Here is a 24635-nt window from a genome sequence, read left to right as displayed (position 1 = left end):
TCGATCTCCTTTATTTATAATTGATTCATCCATTGGTAGAGGGGCAGCATAATAGCGGCGTAGACCATTACAATGACAAAAGCAATGCCGACAAAAAAGACAGGCTGGATCCATTGGATGGATTTCTGGATTTTTTCCTGCATGAGGGTCATGAGAAACTCCGAGAACAGATCCAGTTCGTGCATGAGAGCTTGCATATCATTGGTATGATGGAACACATCCGTCAGTTCTTTTCGTAACAAACGGCATTGGTGAAGGGAAGCGGATATGGTGCTCCCTTCAGACAGGTTTTCGAGAATGTTCGTACAATAGTAGGACAGGATGTCATGCTGCTTGTGCTCCTTGACGAGCATGAGGGCATCCTTCAGAGGGAGTCCGGCTTGGAAAAGGGAGGCCAGATGGGAGGAAAAGAGAAAAGAAAGCCTGTAGGAATGATACATACGCAGTGGAGCAAATCTTTCGATTACCTGCATTTTTTTCTCAAACGGCAGCATTGGAATGAAAACAGCGAGCCCTGCTCCTAGAATAAAGATAGCGGCAAACAATATAGCAGCGGTGTTTAAGCCATGGTTCATAAGGTGCATAAGCGTCAGAGAAGAACTTTGCTGATCAGCAAACAAGGTAGTGAAATTAGGGATGATCGTCCTTTTCATAATGATAAAAGTAAGGAAAAGGAACAGAAGAAGGAACACGGGGTAGCGGACAGCCGCGAGAAATTTCTCCTTGTATTCTTTCTTCATAAGCAGAAGTTCACGGCACTGTTTAAACGTTTTTGGCAGGTCATCCTGGTACTGACTGAAGGAGAGGTACTGGGTGACGGTATTGGAAAAATGGGCTTTCTCCAGCGCAAGGCTTAACGTGTCACCTCCTTTCAGCACTTCAATCAATTGATGACTGACTGGCTGGAGGCGCGCGTCCCATCCTGTCATAGAGAGGGACTCGAGCAGGGGGTATCCTTTTTCGAGGATATGACTCAACCTGTGAAAAAAATCGATCTGCAGTTGAATGGAAGGGCCCGGTGTTCGTTTAATCGGCCATTTCTTCCTTAGAAATGAAGCCGAGCGCATAAGCTTTCCTCCTTAGTTGTTCGAAAGTATAAATAGAGGAGGGACTCCCGTTCAGAGCCCGGAGCAGCTGACCGCCCTCCAGTGTTTCAAGGATGGCCGCACGTTTAGGAAGGCGGTCTTTTCCAGTAAGGGAAACCAGCTGCTGAGCGGCGATGGCCAGGAGTGTCTGTTCCATTTCCACTTGTTGAATGTTCATTTCCCTCAGCCTGTGCAGGGTTCCCTCGGCATTTTTAGCGTGGATTGTACTAATGACGAGATGCCCGCTTAAGGCCGCTCGGAAGGCGAATTGAGCGGTTGCCTGATCGCGTATTTCACCAACCATAAGAAGATCAGGATCATGTCGGAGGGCTGCTTTCAACCCGGTATCATAGGTGATGCCCGCACGCTCATTCACCTGTACCTGAATAAGGTTGTTAATATTTTTCTCAATAGGATCCTCGAGTGTGATGGCCTGATACGAACTCTGCGTCATCAAGGCTTGAAGAAGGGCATATAAAGTGGTGGTCTTTCCACTGCCGGTCGGTCCTGTGAATAAAATCATGCCGCTGCGGTGATGAAGCCATCGTTTCAATCGTTTTCCTTGATGAGGGAAAAGAAATAACTGTTCCAGCGGGGTATGATCCATAGGATTGAGGATTCGGACAGCGAGGCTTTCGGAGTCCTGGATAGGAAGCGTAGAGAGACGGAGGTCAAAGAGGCTGCTGCCGGAGCGGTGTTGAAAGGTCCCGTTCTGCGGACGTTTCTGCTCACCGATATCCATCCCGGAAGTGAACTTAAAGTAGGAGAGTGTTTTTTGGTACAAAGGCATAGGAAGACTGGAGTGGAAAATTCTTTCGCCATGGATTCTGAAATAAATGGAGCATGATTCGCGGTAGGGGGAAAAGTGGATGTCCGAGGCGGACTGCTGAACTGCGGAGACGATCAGGTCATAAGCATAAGTCGCAATGGATTTCAAAGGGTTATCACCTCATTTATATCGTGGTTAAATAGAAGTATTCGACATAAAGTGAAAATATCCTGCATGAAAATAGGAAAGGGGAACAAAATGATTTATTTAATTGGTTTTATGGGAAGTGGAAAATCAACCATCGCTTCAAGGCTTGCAGAGAAACTACAGTGCTCCTGCATAGAAATGGATGAAAGTATCGAAAAGCAGGAGGGGATGACTATCCCGGAAATGTTTGCTCAGCATGGCGAAGGCTATTTCAGGGAAAAAGAACGGGATTTTCTGCGAGGCTTAGAGGATGAAGCCGTTGTTTCCACCGGAGGTGGTGTCATATTGTCCAAGGAGAACCGTGAGATGATGCGGGAGGGTACCGTGATCTACCTTCATGCCGGATGGGACACCATTGTGCGTCGATTGAAAAATGATACATCCCGGCCGTTATGGTCAGGGGATGAATCGGAGAAAAAGCAGCGTTTTGAAGACAGGCTTACCCTTTATAAGGAAGCCGCTCATTACGTGGTTGTCGTGGACGATAAAGCTCCAGAAGTCATTGCTGAGGAGATTGCCGCACGTCTAAAATGATGAATTCCCGGGCATACTATTTGTAATTGATGCTTAAAAGAGGGGATTTTATGAACCAAAATGACTATGTGAAGTTTTTGACGGAGGAAATGGTCAAATACATGCAGCTGTCCAAAGAAGAAAAGAAACAGAGAAAGCGGGAAAAACCTTCAAAGAAATCGTCTGTTTACTGGTTTGGATTAATTCCTCTTGCTATACGCATGTTCAAAAGGAAACGGAACATCTCCCATCATTAAAAAAGCCGCTGTTCATCAGCGGCTTTTTTGATGGATCCACGGAGCACTTGTTTCCTGAGAAATATAAAACAAACCACCATTGACCACTTCAAGCTTAATGCAGGGCTTATAGCGGGTATCCATCTGGTCACGTTCTTTCGTAAACGATTCGAGATCGATGTCTTCCGACGCATAAAAGGATTCAAGCAGCGCTGTTTCTCTTTGTAAATGCTGATGTGATTCCACCGCCCATTGATTATTTTGTGATGAAATATACGTCTCCACGTGCTTTTCCATCCGTCTGTATGCGTTGGAAAGTGAAATGACAGGCGTCATGGGGAACGTATAGTCTGATACAGTGTTTCCGAACGGGACCGTTTCCAGTTTTTCCATCATCTTTAACATCATCGTTCCATGAATGAGATTCAATCCGATGGAAAGTGGTTCATCCCGTGCCTGTTTCCCGCGGTAATGCAGCAGGAAGTTGACGACAAGCCACGGACTTACAGCTGTATGACCTGCATTCTCCGGCGGGATGCGCTCATACAGCCGGGCAGTCTTTCCTTTATTGATGGCTGTTTGATAGAGGGCATGCAGTTTAGGTGTTCCGGCATGAAGGTAGATGCCTTGTTTCTGACTGCCATCGGTCTGGGTGAACGTGAGGCGCATCGGTTCGCCTTCGCGGTTCATCTTTTTCATATAGTGCCAGTAAAAGGGGCGGTTCATGATTTCTTCATCCATTTCACTCGTCAACTGGACGGTGAAATGAGTGGGGCCTTTTTCAAGAACCGGACAATTATAGGCAGCGAAAAAATGTTCAACAAATGCAGCGTAGGGGTGGAGAACACTCAACTCGATTCTCTCCTTTCATTAACCGTATGTTCAACGTAACTGACAAGATTTTTTAACTTAATGTCCATTTCCCCCTGACTTTCGGACTGTTTGACAATCGACTGTATCTGCTGCTCAAACGTCCCGCCGGGAATCTGCTCGAGAATGTGATCCAGATCTCCGACCGCATTCTTAAAGACCTCAATTTTTTCATACAACATCTTCATAATGTGGTCCTCAATCGTGTTTTCTACAGCAAAATTATAAATATTCACATCATATTTTTGTCCGAAACGATGAATTCTTCCAATGCGCTGCTCAAGACGCATCGGATTCCAGGGGAGATCATAGTTGATCATATGGTGGCAGAACTGGAGGTTGATGCCCTCTCCGCCTGCTTCTGTAGCGACCATCACTTGTGCTTTGTTTTGAAAAAGCTGTTTCATCCAGTCACGTTTGCTCTTATTAAATTTCCCGCTGAATGGAACAGATGTGATTCCATGCTGCTGTAAATACCACTGCAGGTAAAACTGGGTGGCTCTGTATTCGGTGAAAACGATGAATTTCTCATCTTTTTCCTTTATCAGATCCACCATACGTTCAGCTTTAATATGGTGGGGAAGCCGGCCGAGCGCCTCGATGAAATCATCATAAACCGCTTGTCTTTCAGGTGGGGCTTTCTTCTTCAATTGGGTTAGAGACATGTAACAGGCTTCCCTTGAAGAACACAGTTCTTTGGCCAGGGTCAGCCATGTGAACGAAGGATGATCAGCTTTTAACTGTTCAAGGGATTGATATAGTTCGGCTTCTTCATTTGTAAATGTCAGTCTTTCATTCCTCACCCTGCGTTTAGAGGAATCAAGCCCTGTATCTTTTCTGCGGTTGCGGATCATCAGCTGACCGACAAGGGAGTGAATATGCTGGATATGCTCTTCTTCCCGGGCATGCTTTTGATATTTCTTTTTAAAGTCCGTCAGGTTTCCTAAATATCCGGGCTTCAGGATGGATACAAGGTTAAATAAATCACTCAGCTTATTCTGGATGGGGGTGGCTGTGAGAAGAAGGCAGTAGGTCTTTTTTAAAGACTGGACAAACTGATAATTCTTCGTTTGATGGTTCTTCAGCTTATGGGCTTCATCAATGATGATAAAATCGTATTCCTGGGAAAGAATCTCTTCTCTGTGATGGTCCCTTTTAGCCATATCAATGGATGTAACCGCAACATCCCACTCTTTCCAGGACGCCTGCTTTTTTCTCGGGGATGCAGCCTGGATGTAGAATTTTTCATTCAATTCCTGAATCCACTGATTAACGAGGGATGCAGGAGTAAGAATGAGCACTTTTTCAGCTCGGCCTCGAATCATGTATTCTTTTAAAATCAGCCCGGCTTCCAATGTCTTTCCGAGTCCGACCTCATCAGCCAGAATCGCACGGCCGTTCATGTGATGAACGACGGTTTCCGCGGCTTCTATCTGATGATCCATAAAGTCTACATGAGGAAGGTGATCAAGTGCCAGCAGACCTCCGAATTCCGGCACGGTTTTGAATTGGGCAGCCTGGTAGGCCAGTTTAAATCCTTCCCAGGAGGCCAGATGTTCCGATTGGTCAAGATGGCTGGACAGAGAGTGGATGAACGTTTGATCTGGATGAATGGTAAACATGGAAACAACCCTCCGGATTCCGATATTTTAAGATTGTGAATTGTTGTAGAATTTTCGTGTTCTTTGCCGGACACGCATGATATAATGAACGGGAAATGAAGTGTCATCCATACATTACACGATAGTATGCCCGGTAAAATCTAGGAAAATACAAACGCGAATGACTGCAGAGGGAGAGACCCTTGTAAGGGCGCCGAAGGAGCAAGCAGAATTGTGAATCTCTCAGGCAAAAAGACCTCTGCAGGACGCAGCTCTGGAGAGCGTCTGCCTTCTACGGGCGGACCACCCAAGAAGCAAACACCCTCCACAGGTGTGAAACTTTCTGGTTCACGGACAGAGACTCCCGCTCATAGCGGAGGAGTCTCTTTTTTTATGGGCGGAACGACGTAAAGGAGTGGTTGAATTGACAGAATTGAAACGAACACCTTTATATCCCGAGTATGAAAAGCTTGGAGCGAAAACCATTGATTTTGGAGGCTGGGATCTGCCGGTGCATTTTTCCGGCATTAAAGAGGAGCATGCAGCGACAAGAAATGCGGCTGGTCTTTTTGATGTGTCTCACATGGGGGAAATCATGATCGAAGGATCCGACAGCCTGGCTTTTCTACAGAAAATGCTGACGAACGATGCTTCAAAGCTCGTCCCTGGAAAAGCACAGTACACGATTATGTGCTATGAAAATGGAGGGACGGTTGATGATTTGATCGTTTACCACCTTTCTGAAAACACGTATCTGTTAGTCGTCAATGCGGCGAACAGGGAAAAGGATTTGGAATGGCTTCAACGTCACGCCGAGGGCGATGTGTCTGTGAGGGATGTTTCTGATACGTATGTTCAACTGGCTGTTCAAGGGCCAAAAGCAGAAAAGATTCTTCAAAAGCTCACGGATACCGATGTGTCCGCCATTAAGTTTTTCCGATTTGAACAGGGCGTTTCCCTTGATGGAGTGCAGGACAGCGCCATTGTTTCCCGCACAGGTTACACAGGGGAAGATGGATTTGAAATCTACCTTCCTTCAGCTTCAGGGCCGGATCTCTGGCAGGTTCTATTAAAAGCAGGTGAGCCGGAAGGGCTGCGTCCGATCGGTCTCGGTGCAAGAGATACGCTCAGGTTTGAAGCGAACCTCGCTCTTTACGGACAGGAGTTGAGCAGTGATATTACGCCGATTGAAGCCGGTCTGAATTTTGCCGTCAAAATAAAAAAGGAAGAGGATTTCATTGGGAAGGAAACTCTCGTTAAACAGAAAAAAGAGGGGCCCGAGCGGAAGCTGGTCGGTATTGAAATGCTCGATAAAGGTATTCCGCGTACTCATTATGAGGTCTATGACAGCGATGAGAAGATTGGTTTTGTAACAACAGGGACCCAGTCGCCGACATTGGGTAAAAATGTCGGACTCGCTCTACTTAACCGTGCGTATACAGAGGAAGGGACAGAAGTAACGGTTCAGGTTCGGAAGAGACGCCTGAAGGCCAGGGTCGTCCCGACACCTTTCTACAAAAGATAAATACCTGAGGGGGATGGAACAATGGAATTTCGATATTTGCCTATGACGGAAAAAGATAAAAAAGAAATGCTTGAGACCATCGGTGTCCAGTCATCTGAAGAATTGTTCGCTGATATTCCTGAACGCGTAAGGTTTCAAGGTGATTTAAATATTAAGCCGCCGAAAAATGAATACCAGTTGATGAAAGAACTGGCGGATACAGCCGATCGGAACGTCAACCTCAAATCCCATACGTCATTTCTTGGAGCAGGGGTTTATGATCATTACATTCCTTCCATTGTTGACCACGTCATATCAAGGTCTGAATTTTATACGGCTTACACCCCTTATCAGCCGGAAATATCCCAGGGGGAGCTGCAGGCGATCTTTGAATTTCAAACGATGATTTGTGAATTGACAGGCATGGATGTCGCCAACTCTTCTATGTATGATGGCGGGACAGCATTGGCCGAAGCCGTTAACCTTGCTGCTGGACAGACGAAAAAGAAAAAAGTGCTTGTATCCAAAGCAGTCCATCCAGAATCTCTCGCTGTGATTCATTCCTACGCCAAGGGACCGGGGGTTGAAATCATCGAAATCGACCACAAGGAAGGTTTGACAGACCTTGAACAGCTGGAACATCACCTCGATGAAGATACAGCTGGAGTGGTCGTTCAATATCCTAATTTCTTCGGTCAGGTGGAGCCGCTTGATTCCATCCGCCACCTCGTAGACAAGCAGAAAAAGGCGATGATGATTACTTCAAGCAATCCGCTTGCGCTCGGGTATTTAACTCCGCCTGGTGCGTTTGGCTCTGATATTGTCGTCGGCGATGCTCAAGTGTTCGGAATCCCTGCCCAGTATGGCGGTCCGCACTGCGGTTATTTTGCAACAACGAAAAAACTGATGAGAAAAGTGCCCGGCCGTCTAGTGGGCCAGACGGTGGATGAGGGTGGACGCAGAGGTTTCGTCCTTACCCTTCAAGCGCGTGAACAGCATATCCGCCGGGATAAGGCGACTTCCAACATATGTTCCAACCAGGCATTGAATGCACTGGCTGCTTCGGTCGCTTTGTCGTCCATAGGGAAGCAGGGATTGAAAAAGATGGCGGCGATGAACATTAAGAAGACGTTATACATGAAACAACAGCTTCAATCCCGGGGCATCGAAGTTTTGTATAAGGGAGCCTTTTTCAATGAACTGGTCATCCGCATGAAGAAGCCTGTGAAAGAGATCAATCAGCAGCTTCTGGAGAAAGGATTTATTGGTGGGTATGACCTTGGACGTACAGATGAACGTCTGGCAGGCTGTATGCTGATTGCGGTTACAGAAATCCGTACAAAAGAAGAAATCGACACCTTCGCAGGGGAAATGGGGGATTTGAATGGCTAACCAAGACTTTCCATTGATTTTTGAATTGAGTCAGGAGAGCCGCACTGGGTTCAGTCTTCCTGAACTGGATGTGCCGGATACCGATATTGATGAGATGTTTGAAGATAAGTATGTGAGACAGGACGCACCTCATCTGCCGGAAGTCAGCGAGCTGCAGATTATGCGGCATTACACAGGTCTGTCCAAACGTAACCACGGGGTGGACTCCGGGTTTTATCCTCTTGGATCGTGTACGATGAAATACAATCCGAAAATGAATGAAGATGTAGCCAGACTGGCCGGCTTCAGCCATATCCATCCGTACCAGCCGGAGGAAACGGTTCAGGGGGCGCTCCACCTCATGTATGATCTTCAGGAAACGCTCGCGGAAATTACAGGTATGGATACCGTCACGCTTCAGCCTGCGGCAGGTGCTCATGGCGAATGGACAGGACTTATGATGATTCGTGCCTTCCATGAGGCTAATGGTGATCATCAGCGGACAAAAGTCATTGTGCCTGATTCGGCCCACGGTACGAACCCTGCCTCTGCTACGGTAGCTGGGTTCGAAGCCGTGACGGTAAAATCAGACGAGCGGGGATTAGTGGACCTTGAAGACCTGAAGCGTGTCGTAGACGATCAGACAGCTGCACTGATGCTGACAAACCCGAACACGCTCGGTCTGTTTGAAGAGGATATTGAGGAAATGGCGGCCATCGTTCATGAAGCGGGTGGCAGACTGTATTACGACGGCGCCAATCTGAATGCTGTATTAGGGTATGCAAGGCCGGGAGACATGGGCTTTGATGTTGTCCACTTGAACCTGCATAAGACTTTCACAGGCCCTCACGGTGGCGGTGGTCCGGGATCAGGTCCTGTAGGTGTAACGGCAGAGCTTGAGCCGTTTCTTCCCAAGCCGATCCTTACGAAAAAAGACGGCTGGTACAGATTCGATGATGATCGTCCACGTTCCATCGGCCGGGTGAAGCCCTATTATGGGAATTTCGGAATCAATGTGCGGGCCTATACGTACATCCGCACAATGGGACCGGAGGGATTGAAAAAAGTAAGTGAATACGCCGTTTTGAATGCCAACTATATGATGCGCAGACTGCAGGAAGCATTCGATCTTCCTTTTGACAGGCACTGTAAACATGAATTCATTCTGTCGGGCCGCCGTCAGAAAAAACTCGGCGTACGAACACTGGATATGGCTAAACGCCTGCTTGACTTCGGCTATCATCCGCCGACGATCTATTTCCCGATCAATGTGGAGGAAGCGTTGATGATTGAGCCGACGGAAACGGAATCCAAGGAAACTCTTGATGACTTTATCGATCGTATGCTTCAAATAGCCAAGGAAGCAGAAGATGAGCCGGAGACGGTTCAGGAAGCTCCTCATACGACGATTGTCAGCCGGATGGATGAAACCCAGGCAGCAAGGAAGCCTGTTCTCCGCCACCCGATGGAGTAGAGAAAAACCGGCCCCCTTCGTGGGGAGCCGGTTTTCCTGTGTTGTGATATTTTTCGTTATTTCTTCGTCTTAATTTTGCCGGTCCATTTCTTGAAGCCACCTTCAAGCATGTTCAGGTCGTTGTACCCCTTCTTATGAAGGGTCATTGCCGCACGTGCAGACCGTGCGCCGCTCTGGCAGTACAAGTAGACGGGTTTGTCCTTGCGGATTTCCACGAGTCTGTTGTTCAGCTGTGAGAGCGGAATATTTCTCGCTCCGAGGATGTGACCCCCGTCAAATTCCTTCGGTTCACGGACGTCAATCAGCTGAGCTTTGCGGTAACCTTGACGGAATTCTTCTTCAGATATCGTGTTCAAGATTTTTCTTGTTTTGAAGAATCTATACAAACCGAAAGCAATAAGTAGAACAAGTGCTCCGAGTAAGATCCATAATTCCATTTTCATTTCCCCCCTGTTTTCTCTATTCTTTTATCTATTATAGAAGGGAAGGGCGGGTATTTCAAAAAAATTTTTCTTCCTGCCTGAAAAAAATGCCGTTTTGGAGGGGATTATATCGATTTAACAGATGCAAGACAGGAAAAATCGAAAAAAAAAGACATGAGAGGTGCTTTCCTCTTATTCCCTGCTTTTTTCTAACTGTATCTTACGATTTTCTGATTGACAAAATTCAACACATTCGTTCAATAACACAATATATGGTGATCGAATAATAAACAAACACAATATATTGATTAAAAATCTGTATATGTGGTATGTTACATATATCAATTATGGAATTGGCTTTTTCAAGATAAGGGAGAGATGCGAACATGCAGACGACAACTTCTAAAGATGTGCATACAAAAATCAACATAGACCGGCTGAATGCCGATATCAAACAGTTCCCACAGGTCCACCCGGTAACGGACAACATGTCCATTACCCACAAAGGGGTATCCAGGCTTGTCATGCTCGACCGTTATGCGTTTAAAGATACAGAAAAGCTGACGTTGTCCGAAGGGGATTTTGTCGTACTTACAGTAAAAGACGATCCGAAGTTTCCGGCTCGCGGATTCGGTTTCATTCAGTCCGTTGACTGGCAGACCCACGAAGCGTTTGTAAAAGTGGAAGACGAGTTCGTGAACGTTCTCGACCGTGAGGAAGAAAGAGAGACCGGCGTCATTAAAAGAAATCTTGATACCATCGATAAACCGCTGGAAGTTTATTATGAACAAATTGCTTTACGAAATGCGACAGGACTCTCAGAGGTGGAAACAGATCCGGAAAGACAGGCGCAGAGCTTTGAGGAATTTTACGAGGAGTTATCCAGCCTGAATTTCATACCTGCCGGCCGTGTGCTGTACGGAGCAGGTTCCAATACGGATGTGACCTACTTCAACTGCTACGTGATGCCTTATATCCAGGATTCACGGGAAGGCATTTCGGATCACCGTAAACAAGTCATGGAAATCATGTCCCGTGGCGGTGGTGTCGGGACGAACGGATCGACCCTGCGCCCGAGGAACACGCTCGCCCGCGGGGTGAATGGGAAATCATCCGGTTCCGTTTCATGGCTGGATGATATTGCTAAGCTGACCCACCTGGTGGAGCAGGGGGGATCCAGACGTGGTGCCCAGATGATCATGCTGGCAGACTGGCATCCAGACATTCTTGAATTCATTATTTCCAAGATGCAGAACCCGCGTATCCTCCGTTTTCTTATTGAAAATACGGAAGATGAAAACATTAAACAACTGGCGAAGGACAAGCTGAAATTCACGCCGTTGACCGAAGTGGAAAAAGACCTTTATCAAAGTGTCGTCAATTACAAGCACATTCAGGGTCAGGGTGGTTTTACAGATCAAAGCGTGCAGGAAGCACAGGAAAAACTGGCCCTCGGCGGGACGTATTCCGTTCATAATTCAGAATTCCTGACAGGAGCCAATATTTCCGTCTGTATCACGAATGAGTTCATGGAAGCTGTGGAAAATGATGACGAATACCAGCTTCGTTTCCCTGATGTAGAGAATTACACGGGAGAGGAAATGAACGCCTATAATGAAGAATGGCATGAGAGCGGCGATGTACGCGAGTGGGAAAAACGCGGCTTCGGTGTGCGGGCCTACAAATCCATTAAAGCGAAAGAGCTGTGGAATCTGATTAATGTCTGCGCGACGTATTCAGCAGAACCGGGAATCTTCTTTATTGATAATGCCAACGAAAAGACAAATGCGACAGCTTATGGACAGAAGGTCGTTGCGACCAATCCATGCGGGGAACAGCCACTTGCGCCATATTCCGTCTGTAACCTGGCGGCCGTAAACCTGGCGTCTGTAGCGGATAAGGAAAATAAAACGGTCGATTTTGAAAAACTTACACAAACTGTTACACGTGGTGTCCGTATGCAGGATAACGTGATTGATGCTACTCCTTACTTCCTGGAGGAAAATAAAGTACAGGCCCTTGGTGAGCGTCGTGTAGGCCTTGGTGTCATGGGTCTCCATGATCTCCTGATCTATTGTGAAACAACCTATGGTTCAGAAGAAGGCAACAAACTGGTGGATGAAATTTTCGAAACGATCGCTGTCACAGCCTACCGCGCATCCATTGAACTCGCGAAGGAGAAAGGCAGCTTCCCGTTCCTTGTCGGAGCCACGGATGAAGAAACACAACAACTTCGTGAGAACTTCATTCAGACAGGGTATATGAAGCAGATGCCGGAAGACATTCGGCAGGATGTTCTGACTTATGGAATCCGTAACTCCCACCTGCTTACTGTAGCTCCAACCGGAAGTACAGGAACAATGGTAGGAGTAAGTACAGGTCTTGAGCCATACTTCTCCTTCTCCTACTACCGCAGTGGTCGTTTAGGCAAGTTTATTGAAGTGAAGGCGGATATCCTTCAGGAGTATCTGGATGCACATCCAGAGCAGGATCCGGAGCAGCTTCCTGAATGGTTTGTGACGGCGATGACGATGTCTCCGGAAGCTCATGCGGATACACAGTGCGTCATTCAGCGCTGGGTCGACAGCAGTATTTCCAAGACGGTCAATGCACCCAAAGGATATACGGTCGAACAAGTGGAAAGCGTCTATCAGCGCCTGTACCGGGGCGGTGCGAAAGGTGGTACCGTGTACGTGGATGGGAGCCGTGACAGCCAGGTGCTTACTTTGAAAGCTGAGGAGAACGCTTTTGATGGAGAGCAGACGGAACTGTTTGAAGATGACAAGCGTCCACGTGTTGTCCTGGTCGATACCGTTCATGAGCTGGATAAGACGAACGTGACGATTGGATCGGAAGTCGGCGACACATGCCCGGTCTGCCGTCAAGGAACCGTGGAAGACATCGGCGGCTGTAACACATGTACCAACTGTAATGCTCAGTTGAAGTGCGGTTTGTAATAACTAGAAAAACAGTCCTTCAAATCTGAAGGACTGTTTTTTTATGTTAAACAGCGGCTGCTTGTATCACATAAGAAACTAGTGTATCATTTTTCTATGTAGTCATCAGCAGATCACAAGCGTTATATCTACATAAAGACAGGGTATTGGAGGTTCATCATGCCAACACCAAGCATGGAAGATTATATTGAGCAAATTTATATACTCATTGAAGAAAAGGGTTATGCCCGCGTCTCGGATATTGCTGAGAACCTGGATGTTCACCCGTCTTCCGTGACGAAGATGGTCCAGAAACTCGATCGCGACCAGTATTTGAATTATGAAAAGTACAGGGGATTGATTTTGACTCCGAAAGGGAAAAAAATCGGGAAGCGGCTGGTGTATCGTCATGAGCTGCTGGAACAGTTCCTGGAACTGATCGGTGTAGATAAGGAAAACATCTATGAGGATGTCGAAGGTATTGAGCACCATATGAGCTGGAATTCCATCGACCGTATCGGCGACCTTGTCCAGTTCTTTGATGAGAATAAAGGGTATGTGGAAGCTTTGAGAGAAGTGCAGAAGAAAAACGAAGACCAGAATAACGAATAGAGTGCCTGAGACACGGATGTCCGTGTCTTTTTTTTATGTCCAACCGGCTCGTGGCGGGAAGTTATGAGGAAGGGGGAATTCTGCCACCTGCGTTCTATTTAGTGGACCCGCTGTTTATAATGAATTAAAGCGGGGTGAAGCGTGGTGAAAGTAGATGGGGTGTTTTCCGGAGGCGGGGTGAAGGCACTCGCTTTTATAGGAGCCGTCGAGGAACTACAGAGCCAGGGCTATGAGTTCAGACGTGTTGCCGGTACCTCTGCAGGAGCAATTCTGGCGGCATTAACGGCAGCGGGGTATACAGCCGGGGAAATCAAATCCCGTCTGATGTCCATATCCTTTGGAGAGATGATCCATGTTCCACTGACAGACCGGGTCTTCCCTTTTATGAAATGGCTGTTCCTCTATTATCGTCTCGGCCTTTACAACGGGGCGCAGATGGAAACCGTACTGGCTCAGTGGCTGGAGGAAAAAGGGGTGCGTACGTTCGCAGATCTCCGGCCCGGATCGTTGAAGATCATCTGTTCGGATCTTACTTTAGGGAGAATCGTCGTCCTCCCCGATGACTTGAAGAGTACTTATGGCATTGATCCCGCTACATTTTCCGTGGCAAAAGCTGTAAGAATGAGCTCGAGTCTTCCATACTTCTTTATTCCTGTGAAGATTCATGGAAAGCGTGGGAAATCGGTGATCGTCGATGGAGGGGTCCTTAGTAATTTCCCATTGTGGATATGGGAAAAGCAGGATGGATGCCGGACGAGACCGGTAATCGGCTTAAAATTAAGTGATGAGCCGGATAAGCTTCCTGAACAGAAAATCAGAAACGCCATCCAGATGTTTCATGCCTTGTTTAAAACGATGCAGCGGGCTCACGACTCCCGCTACATTTCAAAATCCATCAGTAAGGATATTCTTTTCATACCGGTAAGCGGCATAGAAACCACTGATTTTCATATGACGAATGAGGAAAAAGAACATTTGATGAATTACGGACGCCAGCATGCATTGGAATTTTTAAAAAGATGGACAAAATAAAATCGAGCCTTTTAAAAAGAGGCTCGATTTTTGTCTTTGTTTTTATTTCCCTCAATGACCCGGAGCTGCGGCCCGTTTGTTCTTCGGCTTTTTTTGCGTGTGAACGGAGCGGATTTAACCGCTGTTTTCGCAGCCGGACTTTTCTTGACGACCGGTGCAGGCTGTTTGTATTTCTGTTTGGATTGTTTAACGGCCTGTTTGTATTTTTTCATTTCTGTGCGGTTGCCGGAACCCCCGCCAAATCCGCGTCCGCGGAGGAAGAAGAAGTAGATGGCTCCATAGAGGATAGCCGCCATCCCGATCATAACCACTATGTTTGTTAAGAAACCTGATGTATTGGTAAACAGCTGAACGCCTACAAAGAAAATGGCAAGCCCGATTAAAATGTACATGACTGGTGTCATCCAGTTACGCATGTCAATGTCCTCCCTTCTAGTATTAGGTCACCTGTACGACATCTTTTAGTTATATATACCCTGGATTGTACACTTTTCAACATTTCCTGTGGCGGGTATGTGCTATTTTCAATTGTTTCCGTAGTAGATGAATTTATGCAGTATTTATACTCAAAGTTCAGGTGAAAGATTCGGGGTTATTCTTTTCTTTCCTTTAGACTGTCACCTCTAAACTAGAAACATGGTAAGTATGTCTGGACCTTTATTTTACAACAAATGGAGAAGAATCACTAGGTCTATTATGAAAGCGGGCATGAAAAAATGCGGGTTGGTTAAAATGAGGAAAGAGGTGATGGAGATGGCAGAACAAACAAAAGATCAACGGAAGCAGGAGCCCCGGCAGAGTGTTGCCTCAAAAGCGGCAGCAACAGGTTTTGCCGGGGGGCTTTTATGGAGTGCTCTGGGTGCCGGCGCCTATTATTTTCATTTTACGGAAGTGTCCGCAGCATCCTTTATATTCCGGTCCTTCTGGCAGACGGATTGGACTGGAACATGGCTCGCAGAAGTTCTTTCGGTGCTGATAGTTGCGCTTCTCTCAATCGGAACGGCTTTCGTTTATTACTTTACTTTAAGATCAAGAAAAGGCATTTGGCCGGGCGCCATTTTTGGACTGCTTCTGTGGGGTGTGGTCTATTTTGTGTTAACCCCTGTGTTTCCAGCAATTCCTGGTTTCATGGAACTGAGCAGTGATACGTGGGTGACAACGGCCTGTTTATTTATCTTATACGGTGTGTTTGTAGGGTATTCCATATCTTATGAGTATCATGAATTTAATCAAACGGCAGATTCTTATTCAAATAAGGAGGGAGTATGATAAGATTTAACTGTATGATCCTTTGGGGAACGGTGGGGATATGGAATGGAGAAAAAGAAGATTTATTTACTGAATGGGCCGAACCTGAACCGTCTGGGTGTCCGCGAGCCCGGAACATATGGCACCGGTACACTTGAGGATGTGGTCCGGCTCGTTACTGAGACCGCGCAGAAAGCCGGCTTCGAGGTGGAGGCTTACCAATCCAATCATGAGGGGGATCTCGTGGACTGGATCCACCAGGCTGAAGCATCTGCGGACGGGATCGTCATGAACCCTGCTGCCTATACTCATACGAGTGTAGCTCTGCGGGATGCAGTGAGTTCCGTTTCCTTACCAGTCATTGAAATCCACATTTCCAACATCCACGCGAGAGAAGCTTTCCGGCATACGTCGATGCTTGCTCCTGTCACGGCAGGACAGATCGTAGGATTCGGAATCGATGGATATCGACTGGCGGTAGAAGGGTTGGTTCATAAGCTGAATGAGAGAGGAGATCACTAATATGATGAAATTGACAGGACTGCGTACAGCAGCTGCGACAAAAGAACTGGATGGACTATTGATCACGAGTTCGAAAAACAGACGGTATCTTTCCGGTTTTACAGGTTCTTCAGGAGCTCTGCTCATTACAGGCCGTGATGCTTTTCTGATTACAGACTTCCGATATACCAAGCAGGCCGCCGATCAGACGGAAGGGTTCGACATTATCGAGCATAAACGTCCCCTGCACGAAGAGGCAGCTGCCAAAGCCAGGGAACTTGGTTTGAAACGGGTCGGCTTTGAAAAAGATCACGTTACATATTCGTCCTACGAGCAGTACAAACAGGTGATGGATGCTGAACTTGTCCCAACCTCTGGGCTCGTTGAAAAATTACGCTTGATTAAGACCGATGAGGAGATTAGTATATTAAAGGATGCTGTTAAGATTGCTGATGACGCTTTTGACCACATTCTAAGCTACATAAAACCAGGTGTGAAGGAAATCGATATCTCCAATGAACTGGAGTTTTTCATGAGGAAGCAGGGAGCGGTTTCCTCCAGCTTTGATATTATTGTAGCGTCCGGTTATCGGTCTGCCCTTCCGCACGGCACAGCCTCGGAAAAGGAAATTCAGTCCGGTGAGCTTGTCACGATGGATTTCGGTGCTCTCTATAAGGGGTATTGTTCTGATATTACGAGAACCGTCGCTGTTGGGGAAATCAGTGATCAGCTGAAAGATATCTATGATACGGTTTTACAGGCGCAGTTAAGAGGTATGAAAGGTATTAAAGCAGGTATTACCGGTAAGGAAGCGGATGCTCTCACCCGTGACTATATTAAAGAAAAAGGATATGGGGACTATTTTGGACACTCCACAGGCCACGGCATCGGTCTTGATGTTCATGAAGGTCCGGGACTTTCCTTCCGTTCTGAACAGACGATCCTAGAAGAAGGCATGGTCGTTACTGTGGAACCGGGGATTTATGTACCGGATGTCGGCGGCTGCCGTATTGAAGACGACACGATCGTAACGAAAACCGGCAACGAGCGTCTGAGCCAATCAACGAAAGAGCTAATTACTTTGTAAGGAAAGAAGGAGGAACAACGTATGATTTCAGTAAACGATTTTCGTACAGGTTTAACAATTGAAGTAGATGGTGGAATCTGGCAGGTTATGGATTTCCAACACGTAAAGCCGGGAAAGGGAGCCGCATTTGTTCGTTCAAAGCTTCGTAACCTTCGTAATGGAAACATCCAGGAAAAAACGTTCCGCGGTGGAGAGAAAGTAGAACGTGCTCATATCGAAAACCGTAAAATGCAGTACCTTTACGCTAATGGTGACATGCATGCATTCATGGATATGGAAACGTATGAGCAGGTGGAAATTCCTTCTGCGACTATTCAGGAACAGCTGAATTATTTGAAAGAAAACATGGAAGTTCAGATTCAGTCGTATCAAGGTGAGACCATTGGTGTCGAGCTTCCGAAAAACGTGGAATTGAAAGTGACAGAAACAGAACCGGGAATCAAAGGTGATACGGCGAGCGGAGGTACGAAGCCTGCGACGCTTGAAACAGGATTAACGGTTCAGGTACCTTTCTTCATTAATGAAGGAGAAGTACTGCTCATCAGCACAACAGACGGCAAATATGTCTCCCGTGCGTAATGAAATCGATCATCAAGCGTGTTCCCATCCGGGAGCACGCTTTTTTTATGTCCGCCCTCCCAAATTGCACTAGAGGCCTGCTCTAGCAGAACTCTAGTACGTGCTGATTTCTTCTACTTTTATATGATTTGACCTGTCATAAGTATAAACGTGGGACATACATATGAAGTAAACCAAATAAAGGAGTAGGAGAAGGATGAAAGAGATTTTACGTCTGTTTCCGCCTTCATTTCAGAAGGTTTTACTAGAGCAGGTGGATTGGAGGAGAGTCCAGGAGATCCGTTTAAGGGTGGAACGTCCCATAGAGATGATCAGCAGTTCAGGCTATTCCGTTTTAGAGTCTCTCTCGATGACCGCGGATCATCTCTCCTACGTCTTGAATCAAATCAGCCAGTTTTCTCTCTATCGATTCAAGGATGAACTGAAAGAGGGTTTTATTACTATTGAAGGCGGCCACCGCGTAGGGATGGCGGGCAAAGCAAACACACAGGAAGATAAAGTAGAGACGTTGAAGCATATCTCTTTTATGAACATCCGCGTCGCTCGATCCACGAGGGGGCAGGTATCCTCTCTGCTTCCTTATCTTTATGACGACATGGGATGGAGAAGTGTTCTGATCATAGGCCCCCCTCATTCCGGAAAAACGACACTGCTCCGTGAACTGGCCTGTGTTATTGGGGCAGCAGCCGGTCCCTATTCACCGTCTAAAGTCGCCATTGTGGACGAGCGGTCGGAAATAGCAGCCAGTTTACGGGGAGTTCCGCAGCTGGACGTCGGCACCCGTACAGATGTGATGGATGCCTGTCCAAAAGCGGACGGGATGATGATGATGATCCGTTCCATGTCCCCGGATGTTTTAATCGTCGATGAAATCGGCGGGGAAAGGGATGCCCGTGCTGTTCAGGAAGCGGTTTATACCGGTGTGAAGGTCATATGCAGTCTGCATGGTAACGGGGTGGAGTCCGTAAGCCGGCGACCGTCGGTTTCCCAACTGATGCACGACCAGGTATTCGAACGTTATATTACACTGGAACGTCTGCGTGCAGGATCGGTCCTTACATGGAAGGTGTATAACCACCTTGGACAAGTTCTTGGTGAAGGGGAAGGAGGTCGGATGGATGGAGTGGATCGGCGCCGTCATCATTTTAACCGTTACAACACTGGGCGGATTTGAAATTGCATCCCGGTTCAAAAAAAGGCCCGGCCATATCAGACAGTGGAAAAATGCTCTTCAACTGATTGAAGCGGAGATGGTTTATGGTCAGTCTTCTCTCTGGGAGGTATGTGAAACCTTATCGAGACATCTGCCTATGCCGATAGCCGGATTTTTTGAGCAGCTTCAAAAGGAGCAGTACAGCTGCCGGGATTTTTCCGTTCTCTGGGAAACCCTTTTGAAAAAACATTGGCCCTGGAATGCCATGGGCAAAACAGAAATGGAAATTCTGCTTCAGTTCGGCCGGACCCTCGGACAACATGATCTGGAACAGCAGCAGAAACAGATCCAATTGACCATCCACCATTTAGACAGAGTGCTTCAGGAAGCATTGGAAGTAGGCGATCAGTACCAGAAGATGGCCAGAGGGATGGGGGTTTTAAGCGGTCTTCTCGTCATCATCTTAATTATATAGAAGGGGGAAGGACCATTGTGCTCCAAGATGCCACAATCCTTTTTCAAATAGCGGGAGTAGGAATTATCGTCGCCATGATTCACAGTATTCTAAAACAAATGGGAAAGGAAGAGATCGCCCAGGCTGTCACATTGACGGGATTTATCATTGTACTGTTTATCGTCCTGCACCGTCTGGCTGACTTGTTCCAACAGATCAAATCCGTCTTTCTCTACCAAGGATAGCTTTATGGATATTATCCAGGTTGTTTCGCTGGGTCTTGTTGCGACTATGCTGATCATTCTGCTGCAGGAACAGAAATCATCAGTCGCTTTTCTGCTTCTCCTTTTCACCGTCATCGTTATTTTCCTGACCGTCCTCGATCAACTGACTTATGTATTTACATTGCTTTCCTATATGGCTGATCAGGCCCAGGTGGAACCGATGTACTTCAAAACGATTTTGAAAATCATCGGTATTGCATATATCGCTGAATTCGGTGCCCAGCTGATCCGGGATGCCGGCCTCAATGCTTTGGCATCGAAAGTGGAACTGGCTGGGAAATTATTCATTTTGATGCTTGCCATTCCAATTGTTACAGCTGTCATTGAAACCATTCTTCAATTCATACCCGGAGGTTAGGGAGGCGGGGAGCAGATGAAACGTCTATGGAAGTGGCTGTGTGCAGGGATCATCGGGGTTTTTCTTTTTCCTTCGGCTTCTGCGGCATCCCCTGAAGCTCCGGAAACGACAGGACCTTCCATGTCGGAATACATTTCAACAGAAGATATGGAAGCGAACTGGGAGGATCTGCAGCAGCAGTATGGAGATTATATGCCGAATTTCCAGCATGACAACTTTATGGAGTTTATTCAAAAGGAAGGGGCGCTCGAGTCTTCCGACTGGTACTCCGGAATGGTGGAATTTTTCTTTCACGAACTTCTTTTAAACGGCCGGCTGCTCTCTTCTCTTTTATTTCTAACCTTATTCAGCACGCTCCTGCAGTCTGTGCAGTCCGCCTTTCAAAATTCAGTCGTAAGTAAAGCAGCGTACATGGTTGTCTATCTCGTCCTGCTGACTCTTGCATTGGAAAGTTTCCGGCAGGTGATTGTCTATACATTGGATGCGGTGGAGCGGATGAGCAGTTTCATGATCGGTCTGATCCCTCTTCTTCTTGGTATCATGGCTTCCTTCAGTCATCTCATGTCCATTTCTTTTTTCCATCCCATCATCATCGCTCTCGTTCAGTCCAGTGGTCTGCTGGTTAAATATCTGCTTATCCCGTTATTTACATCATCAGCTCTTTTATTGATTGTCGGGAGTTTGAATGAAGACTTCAAAGTCGACCATTTAGCAGAACTGTTACGGAAGACGGGAATGGCTGTCATGGGGATTTTCCTTACCGTTTTTCTTGGTGTTATTTCCGTGCAGGGAACCGTCACGGCTGTTCAGGACGGCATCACGATGAAAACAGCCCGGTTTGTGACCGGAAATTTTGTTCCTGTTGTCGGACGTTTGTTTACAGATGCCACCGACACCATACTTGGGGCTTCTCTTGTATTAAAAAACACCCTCGGGATTGCAGGAGTGGTCATTCTCCTCGGCATCGCTGTTTTTCCGTCAATCAAAGTCCTTGCTATCGCGATTATCTATAAATTGGCCGCTGCCCTGCTGCAGCCCCTCGGCGATGGACCGGTCATCCAGGCGATGGATGTAATTAGCCGGCACATTTTCTATATCTTTGCCGCACTGCTTATGGTCTCCATGATGTTTTTCCTTGTCATAGTCATTATGGTCGCAGCAAGCAATATTACAATGATGATCAGATAGGGGGGCGGGTAATGGACTTATTTATTGAGTGGATTACAAGAATCGTATTATTCCTTCTTTTGGCAATGGTTGCGGATGCGCTTCTGCCGTCGGGGGTCATGAAGAACTATGCAAGACTTGTGATGTCCATTTTACTGCTTCTTGTTTTCCTCGGCCCCCTGCTTCAGCTTCTGCAGATCGATCCTGAGCGTCTGTTGCAGTCGGCTGATCAGAAAATGGAAGAGCAGTGGGATACCGACGGTTTGGATGACACTATTGAATCGAAGAAAAATGAAATACTGCAGGGACAAGATGCATATAGATTAGAACAGGTTACCCAAGCTCTATCTGCTGAACTGCAGCCTTCGTTGGAAGAAGAGAAGGATGTCACGCTTCAGGATACGGCGATGACTTTTACCGGACAGCCATACAGCGTGGAAACTCTTGAAAAGGTGACACTGACGTTATCACGGAGCCAGGAGATGGGGGACGTGGAGAATGTCGATATCTCCTTTATGGATGAGCCCTCCCCGCCAGTCTCTTCGGAAGAGGATGCAGAACTGGTGAACTGGGTGGCTGGGAAACTGGACTTGAAGCCTGAACAAATAGAAATCCACTGGGAGGATCAGGATGAATAAATGGTGGAATAAGATCACTCTATCGTCCGATAAGGAAGGGAAGAAGGTGAACAAGACCAAGTATTTGATTGGTCTTGGAATGATCGGGGTTCTTATCATTCTTGTCAGCAGCTGGTTCCAGCCGGATGCAGAGCCGCGTACTCCTCCCGCGGCAGGGAGTACACAGGAGCAGGCTGCATCGGAAACTTCTCCATCTCCGGAACAGACCGATTCCATCACACAGCTGGAAGGGGAATATGAAAAACAGCTCAAGCCGCTTCTTGAGAATATCCAGGGTGTCAGTGCTGTGGATATTATGATAAATCTATCATCCACACACAAAAAGGAGTATGACAAAAACTTGATCATAGGCAAACAGAACACAAAAGAATCCGATAAGAATGGAGGAGAAAGAGAAATTGAAGATTATACGAGAGAACAGCAGCTGGTTCTAGTCCGACAGGGTGACCGCGAAGTTCCGCTGCTCACCCAGACATCCAAGCCTGAAGTCAGCGGGGTTTTCGTAACGGCCAAGGGAGTCGATCAAATTCAGGTGAAGGAATGGGTGGTTGAAGCTGTTTCCCGGGTGCTTGATGTACCGACACATAGAATATCAGTTCTGCCTAAACAATAAGGAGGGATTACCTTGGTAAAAAAACAAACGGTGTGGCTGTTGACAATGTTGAGTCTTTTGATTGTGTTGAGTGTTTACTACATGACATCCCCGGAAAACGGCGAGATGGCTTTTATTCAGGAAGAGGACTGGGCTGAAATGACCAGTGAAGAAGCAGAAGGGGAAAACGTTGAAACGGCAGGAGACGGGACAGTGATTTCGCAAATTTCCACTGATGAGTTATTTTCAGCTATCCGTCTCGATATGAAAAACCAGCGGGATCAGGTCCAGGAGCAGCTTTCCGAAATTGTAGCGTCCAGTGATTTTACGACTGACGAGAAAAATGAAGCACTGGAAAAAATGGAAACGATTAAAACCAATCAATCAAAAGAATCCATCATCGAAAATACCATCCTTGCAAGCGCCCAGTATGATGATGTCCTCGTACGTGCCGAAGATGACGTCGTCCACGTAACCGTAAAAGCCCAGGAGTTATCCAAGGAAGAAACGAACCAGATTATCCAGATGGTCTCCGATGAATTCGGACATAAGCAGGTACAGGTTCAATTCCAGCCTGCAGGCTGAACAAAAGAAGCTGCCGTTGAAAACGGCAGCTTCTTTGGCTGTAGAAAAGCCTGTGTTAACCAGTCAGAGTTCTCCGCACGTCGTGTTGAGGGGACGCGTTCCGCTTATCGGTGGATGCCTGCCGCGGGCACGGCCTCAGCTAAATTGGTCAAGAAAACCATTGGACCAAGTGGATCTTCGGCTCGCGCTGTTCCCGCAGGCGTCACCACCGAACGCTCCTCGTGCCGACGTTAGAATATAGAGGAGAGAAATTGTGCCCTATGCAGATTTGCAGATTCAAAAGAACGGCATGGTCTGCGTTATTGTCGCTTGCGCGGAAAAGAGAATGTGCGCGAACAAGCGTTACTGACGGCGGCTTGCCAAAACATGAAAAAGATTGCCCTTCACCTATCCAGGGTGAGATAGGTGAAGGAGAGGCTTTTTCGTTGAAGGGCGGGCGAATACCAGGAGACTCCTGCGGAGAAAAGGGCGACCCGAGACCCCGCAGTGTGGGTTTTCACGAGGAGGCTCGGGCGTTCGTCCGTGGAAAGCGAGTGGTATTCGCCCGCACGAACTGTACAAAAAAAGCTTGCAGAAAAACACGGGGTTTCTCTACAAGCTGAAGCTGCCGTTGAAAACGGCAGCTTCTTTTTGTGCATGGTTAAAAAGCCGTGTGTATGGAAATAGTGGTGGAGAAAGAAATCCACAGACCTATAGAACTGCCAATTGTTAACGGATAACGTCTGTCTTTCTACCTTCTTTCAGGAGGTTCAGTTGCAGGAAAGCAGGAATTTATAATAGAATGTTAAGAGGAGTTATTAGTACCAGTTATAAAGCAACTATACATAAAAGGGGTGCCAGCTATGTTAAAGGTACAGGAAATCAGAGAAATTATTAAGCTGATCGATCAATCTTCCATCGATGAATTCAGCTATGAAGCAAATGGGACGAAAGTTTCGATGAAAAAACAACAGGAACAGGTTGTTACAGAAGCTGTACAGCCGCAGCAGACGGTTCAGGCACAGCCGAAACCACAGCCGCAGGAATCTGCGCAGAGCAAGGAAGTAAATCAAGAGCCGGCTGCAGAGGAAGCACCTCAAGCAGAAGCTGCCTCCAGCGATTACGATGCTGAAGTCAAGTCTCCGATGGTCGGAACCTTCTATGTGTCTCCGTCCCCGGACCAGGATGCCTACGTGAAAGTCGGCGACGATGTCAAAGAAGACTCTGTCGTATGTATCGTGGAAGCTATGAAGCTTTTCAATGAAATTGAAGCGGAAGTTTCTGGTGAGGTTGTAGAAATTCTGGCTAAAGACGGCGAACTGGTCGAATATGGACAGCCGTTGTTCCGAGTGAAGTCTAAGTAAGCGGGGGATGAGAC

27 protein-coding genes, 1 pseudogene and 2 riboswitches are annotated in these 24635 nt (G+C 47.0%); of the genes and pseudogenes, 22 read left to right on the top strand and 6 right to left on the bottom strand.

The features are described from left to right. Positions 1–14: 14 nt before the first annotated feature. Positions 15–1067, bottom strand: coding sequence for a type II secretion system F family protein (locus ACXAD6_RS11455; RefSeq protein WP_474968980.1), 1053 nt, complete (start codon positions 1065–1067; stop codon positions 15–17). Then, positions 1027–2022 carry a competence type IV pilus ATPase ComGA gene (gene comGA, locus ACXAD6_RS11450; protein WP_474968979.1) on the bottom strand — a complete coding sequence of 332 codons (996 nt, stop codon included), beginning with the start codon at positions 2020–2022 and terminating at the stop codon, positions 1027–1029. Before comGA ends, ACXAD6_RS11455 begins: the two co-directional genes overlap by 41 nt. Positions 2023–2112: 90 nt before the next feature. Here comGA and ACXAD6_RS11445 point away from each other — a divergent pair, with 90 nt between their 5' ends. Next, a complete protein-coding gene (locus ACXAD6_RS11445) occupies positions 2113–2595 on the top strand; it encodes a shikimate kinase (RefSeq protein ID WP_474968978.1) in 483 nt (160 codons plus the stop codon). A 50-nt stretch (positions 2596–2645) separates the two neighbouring features. Continuing rightward, complete coding sequence (locus ACXAD6_RS11440) at positions 2646–2831, top strand: YqzE family protein (protein WP_474968977.1); 186 nt, start codon at positions 2646–2648, stop codon at positions 2829–2831. Between the two features lie 15 nt (positions 2832–2846). Here the strand turns inward: ACXAD6_RS11440 and ACXAD6_RS11435 are convergent, their stop codons facing one another. Together ACXAD6_RS11435 and ACXAD6_RS11430 are read right to left on the bottom strand one after the other, a co-directional pair. Next, positions 2847–3662, bottom strand: coding sequence for a YqhG family protein (locus tag ACXAD6_RS11435; protein WP_474968976.1), 816 nt, complete (start codon positions 3660–3662; stop codon positions 2847–2849). Then, positions 3659–5302: a DEAD/DEAH box helicase gene (locus ACXAD6_RS11430; RefSeq protein WP_474968975.1), complete on the bottom strand. Its 1644-nt coding sequence runs from the start codon at positions 5300–5302 to the stop codon at positions 3659–3661. Before ACXAD6_RS11430 ends, ACXAD6_RS11435 begins: the two co-directional genes overlap by 4 nt. A gap of 160 nt (positions 5303–5462) precedes the next feature. Next, positions 5463–5550: riboswitch (glycine riboswitch) on the top strand. A gap of 3 nt (positions 5551–5553) precedes the next feature. Continuing rightward, a riboswitch (glycine riboswitch) is annotated at positions 5554–5641 on the top strand. Between the two features lie 64 nt (positions 5642–5705). Between ACXAD6_RS11430 and gcvT the strand changes: the two genes are divergently transcribed. The 3 genes from gcvT to gcvPB are packed head-to-tail and all read left to right on the top strand — an operon-like array spanning position 5706 to position 9630. Further along, positions 5706–6806, top strand: a complete 1101-nt coding sequence (gene gcvT, locus ACXAD6_RS11425) for a glycine cleavage system aminomethyltransferase GcvT (RefSeq protein ID WP_474970416.1) — start codon at positions 5706–5708, stop codon at positions 6804–6806. A gap of 21 nt (positions 6807–6827) precedes the next feature. Next, on the top strand, positions 6828–8177 hold the full coding sequence (gene gcvPA / locus ACXAD6_RS11420; protein ID WP_474968974.1) for an aminomethyl-transferring glycine dehydrogenase subunit GcvPA: 1350 nt from the start codon (positions 6828–6830) through the stop codon (positions 8175–8177). Then, entirely contained in the window at positions 8170–9630 is a 1461-nt protein-coding gene (gene gcvPB / locus ACXAD6_RS11415; protein ID WP_474968973.1) for an aminomethyl-transferring glycine dehydrogenase subunit GcvPB, read from the top strand. The genes gcvPA and gcvPB overlap by 8 nt, the downstream gene beginning before the upstream one ends. A 56-nt stretch (positions 9631–9686) precedes the next feature. On the opposite strand, the gene ACXAD6_RS11410 is transcribed toward gcvPB, so the two are convergent. Then, on the bottom strand, positions 9687–10067 hold the full coding sequence (locus ACXAD6_RS11410; RefSeq protein ID WP_027955421.1) for a rhodanese-like domain-containing protein: 381 nt from the start codon (positions 10065–10067) through the stop codon (positions 9687–9689). Positions 10068–10438: 371 nt separating this feature from the next. Here ACXAD6_RS11410 and ACXAD6_RS11405 point away from each other — a divergent pair, with 371 nt between their 5' ends. The 3 genes from ACXAD6_RS11405 to ACXAD6_RS11395 all read left to right on the top strand — a co-directional run bounded on the left by ACXAD6_RS11405 (position 10439) and on the right by ACXAD6_RS11395 (position 14632). Continuing rightward, positions 10439–13009: a vitamin B12-dependent ribonucleotide reductase gene (locus ACXAD6_RS11405; RefSeq protein WP_474968972.1), complete on the top strand. Its 2571-nt coding sequence runs from the start codon at positions 10439–10441 to the stop codon at positions 13007–13009. Positions 13010–13168: 159 nt separating this feature from the next. After that, positions 13169–13600, top strand: coding sequence for a transcriptional regulator MntR (gene mntR, locus ACXAD6_RS11400; protein ID WP_027955423.1), 432 nt, complete (start codon positions 13169–13171; stop codon positions 13598–13600). A gap of 141 nt (positions 13601–13741) precedes the next feature. Then, positions 13742–14632: a patatin-like phospholipase family protein gene (locus ACXAD6_RS11395; RefSeq protein WP_474968971.1), complete on the top strand. Its 891-nt coding sequence runs from the start codon at positions 13742–13744 to the stop codon at positions 14630–14632. A gap of 11 nt (positions 14633–14643) precedes the next feature. Here ACXAD6_RS11395 and ACXAD6_RS11390 read toward each other — a convergent pair whose 3' ends face one another. Next, positions 14644–15048, bottom strand: coding sequence for an SA1362 family protein (locus ACXAD6_RS11390; RefSeq protein ID WP_474968970.1), 405 nt, complete (start codon positions 15046–15048; stop codon positions 14644–14646). 337 nt (positions 15049–15385) lie between these two features. Here ACXAD6_RS11390 and ACXAD6_RS11385 point away from each other — a divergent pair, with 337 nt between their 5' ends. From ACXAD6_RS11385 to accB, 14 genes and pseudogenes are all read left to right on the top strand, one after another. Continuing rightward, positions 15386–15901 (top strand): YqhR family membrane protein, encoded by a 516-nt coding sequence (locus ACXAD6_RS11385; RefSeq protein WP_051254697.1) that lies wholly within the window; start codon positions 15386–15388, stop codon positions 15899–15901. A gap of 45 nt (positions 15902–15946) precedes the next feature. After that, positions 15947–16402: a type II 3-dehydroquinate dehydratase gene (aroQ, locus tag ACXAD6_RS11380; RefSeq protein WP_474968969.1), complete on the top strand. Its 456-nt coding sequence runs from the start codon at positions 15947–15949 to the stop codon at positions 16400–16402. A gap of 1 nt (position 16403) precedes the next feature. After that, a complete protein-coding gene (locus tag ACXAD6_RS11375; RefSeq protein ID WP_474968968.1) occupies positions 16404–17468 on the top strand; it encodes a M24 family metallopeptidase in 1065 nt (354 codons plus the stop codon). Between the two features lie 21 nt (positions 17469–17489). Further along, on the top strand, positions 17490–18047 hold the full coding sequence (gene efp, locus ACXAD6_RS11370; protein WP_160836097.1) for an elongation factor P: 558 nt from the start codon (positions 17490–17492) through the stop codon (positions 18045–18047). Between the two features lie 196 nt (positions 18048–18243). Beyond that, positions 18244–19221, top strand: a complete 978-nt coding sequence (spoIIIAA, locus tag ACXAD6_RS11365; RefSeq protein WP_474968967.1) for a stage III sporulation protein AA — start codon at positions 18244–18246, stop codon at positions 19219–19221. Continuing rightward, a complete protein-coding gene (gene spoIIIAB, locus ACXAD6_RS11360; protein WP_474968966.1) occupies positions 19166–19675 on the top strand; it encodes a stage III sporulation protein SpoIIIAB in 510 nt (169 codons plus the stop codon). The genes spoIIIAA and spoIIIAB overlap by 56 nt, the downstream gene beginning before the upstream one ends. A 17-nt stretch (positions 19676–19692) precedes the next feature. Further along, positions 19693–19899, top strand: a complete 207-nt coding sequence (gene spoIIIAC, locus ACXAD6_RS11355; protein WP_008637060.1) for a stage III sporulation protein AC — start codon at positions 19693–19695, stop codon at positions 19897–19899. 4 nt (positions 19900–19903) lie between these two features. Beyond that, positions 19904–20296: a stage III sporulation protein AD gene (gene spoIIIAD / locus ACXAD6_RS11350; protein WP_474968965.1), complete on the top strand. Its 393-nt coding sequence runs from the start codon at positions 19904–19906 to the stop codon at positions 20294–20296. 15 nt (positions 20297–20311) lie between these two features. Continuing rightward, positions 20312–21484: a stage III sporulation protein AE gene (spoIIIAE, locus tag ACXAD6_RS11345; protein ID WP_474968964.1), complete on the top strand. Its 1173-nt coding sequence runs from the start codon at positions 20312–20314 to the stop codon at positions 21482–21484. A gap of 11 nt (positions 21485–21495) precedes the next feature. Continuing rightward, positions 21496–22101, top strand: coding sequence for a stage III sporulation protein AF (spoIIIAF, locus tag ACXAD6_RS11340; RefSeq protein WP_474968963.1), 606 nt, complete (start codon positions 21496–21498; stop codon positions 22099–22101). After that, the gene (spoIIIAG, locus tag ACXAD6_RS11335) at positions 22094–22714 is read left to right on the top strand and encodes a stage III sporulation protein AG (protein ID WP_206935132.1); all 621 of its coding nucleotides are present in this window, start codon (positions 22094–22096) and stop codon (positions 22712–22714) included. The genes spoIIIAF and spoIIIAG overlap by 8 nt, the downstream gene beginning before the upstream one ends. Positions 22715–22726: 12 nt before the next feature. Further along, a complete protein-coding gene (locus ACXAD6_RS11330; protein WP_474968962.1) occupies positions 22727–23278 on the top strand; it encodes a SpoIIIAH-like family protein in 552 nt (183 codons plus the stop codon). Positions 23279–23545: 267 nt separating this feature from the next. Next, a pseudogene (locus tag ACXAD6_RS11325) lies at positions 23546–23683 on the top strand (transposase); the annotation flags it as partial. Positions 23684–24120: 437 nt separating this feature from the next. Next, positions 24121–24621 (top strand): acetyl-CoA carboxylase biotin carboxyl carrier protein, encoded by a 501-nt coding sequence (accB, locus tag ACXAD6_RS11320; protein ID WP_474968961.1) that lies wholly within the window; start codon positions 24121–24123, stop codon positions 24619–24621. The last annotated feature ends 14 nt before the right edge of the window (positions 24622–24635 follow it).

The sequence above is a fragment of the Halobacillus sp. ABH2_015 genome, assembly GCF_056158945.1.
The sequence above is the reverse complement of the archived record's forward strand: the minus strand, read 5'-3'. Positions and strand labels throughout refer to the sequence as shown.

Coding starts and splice junctions, on each gene's coding strand:
- spoIIIAF (WP_474968963.1), top strand. CDS start 21,496: ATGGACTTATTTATTGAGTGGATTACAAGAATCGTATTATTCCTTCTT.
- ACXAD6_RS11445 (WP_474968978.1), top strand. CDS start 2,113: ATGATTTATTTAATTGGTTTTATGGGAAGTGGAAAATCAACCATCGCT.
- ACXAD6_RS11405 (WP_474968972.1), top strand. CDS start 10,439: ATGCAGACGACAACTTCTAAAGATGTGCATACAAAAATCAACATAGAC.
- efp (WP_160836097.1), top strand. CDS start 17,490: ATGATTTCAGTAAACGATTTTCGTACAGGTTTAACAATTGAAGTAGAT.
- ACXAD6_RS11430 (WP_474968975.1), bottom strand. CDS start 5,302: ATGTTTACCATTCATCCAGATCAAACGTTCATCCACTCTCTGTCCAGC.
- spoIIIAE (WP_474968964.1), top strand. CDS start 20,312: ATGAAACGTCTATGGAAGTGGCTGTGTGCAGGGATCATCGGGGTTTTT.
- spoIIIAD (WP_474968965.1), top strand. CDS start 19,904: ATGGATATTATCCAGGTTGTTTCGCTGGGTCTTGTTGCGACTATGCTG.
- spoIIIAG (WP_206935132.1), top strand. CDS start 22,094: ATGAATAAATGGTGGAATAAGATCACTCTATCGTCCGATAAGGAAGGG.
- spoIIIAB (WP_474968966.1), top strand. CDS start 19,166: ATGGAGTGGATCGGCGCCGTCATCATTTTAACCGTTACAACACTGGGC.
- ACXAD6_RS11410 (WP_027955421.1), bottom strand. CDS start 10,067: ATGGAATTATGGATCTTACTCGGAGCACTTGTTCTACTTATTGCTTTC.
- ACXAD6_RS11440 (WP_474968977.1), top strand. CDS start 2,646: ATGAACCAAAATGACTATGTGAAGTTTTTGACGGAGGAAATGGTCAAA.
- ACXAD6_RS11455 (WP_474968980.1), bottom strand. CDS start 1,067: ATGCGCTCGGCTTCATTTCTAAGGAAGAAATGGCCGATTAAACGAACA.
- ACXAD6_RS11390 (WP_474968970.1), bottom strand. CDS start 15,048: ATGCGTAACTGGATGACACCAGTCATGTACATTTTAATCGGGCTTGCC.
- ACXAD6_RS11385 (WP_051254697.1), top strand. CDS start 15,386: ATGGCAGAACAAACAAAAGATCAACGGAAGCAGGAGCCCCGGCAGAGT.
- spoIIIAA (WP_474968967.1), top strand. CDS start 18,244: ATGAAAGAGATTTTACGTCTGTTTCCGCCTTCATTTCAGAAGGTTTTA.
- mntR (WP_027955423.1), top strand. CDS start 13,169: ATGCCAACACCAAGCATGGAAGATTATATTGAGCAAATTTATATACTC.
- aroQ (WP_474968969.1), top strand. CDS start 15,947: ATGGAGAAAAAGAAGATTTATTTACTGAATGGGCCGAACCTGAACCGT.
- gcvPB (WP_474968973.1), top strand. CDS start 8,170: ATGGCTAACCAAGACTTTCCATTGATTTTTGAATTGAGTCAGGAGAGC.
- gcvPA (WP_474968974.1), top strand. CDS start 6,828: ATGGAATTTCGATATTTGCCTATGACGGAAAAAGATAAAAAAGAAATG.
- accB (WP_474968961.1), top strand. CDS start 24,121: ATGTTAAAGGTACAGGAAATCAGAGAAATTATTAAGCTGATCGATCAA.
- ACXAD6_RS11375 (WP_474968968.1), top strand. CDS start 16,404: ATGATGAAATTGACAGGACTGCGTACAGCAGCTGCGACAAAAGAACTG.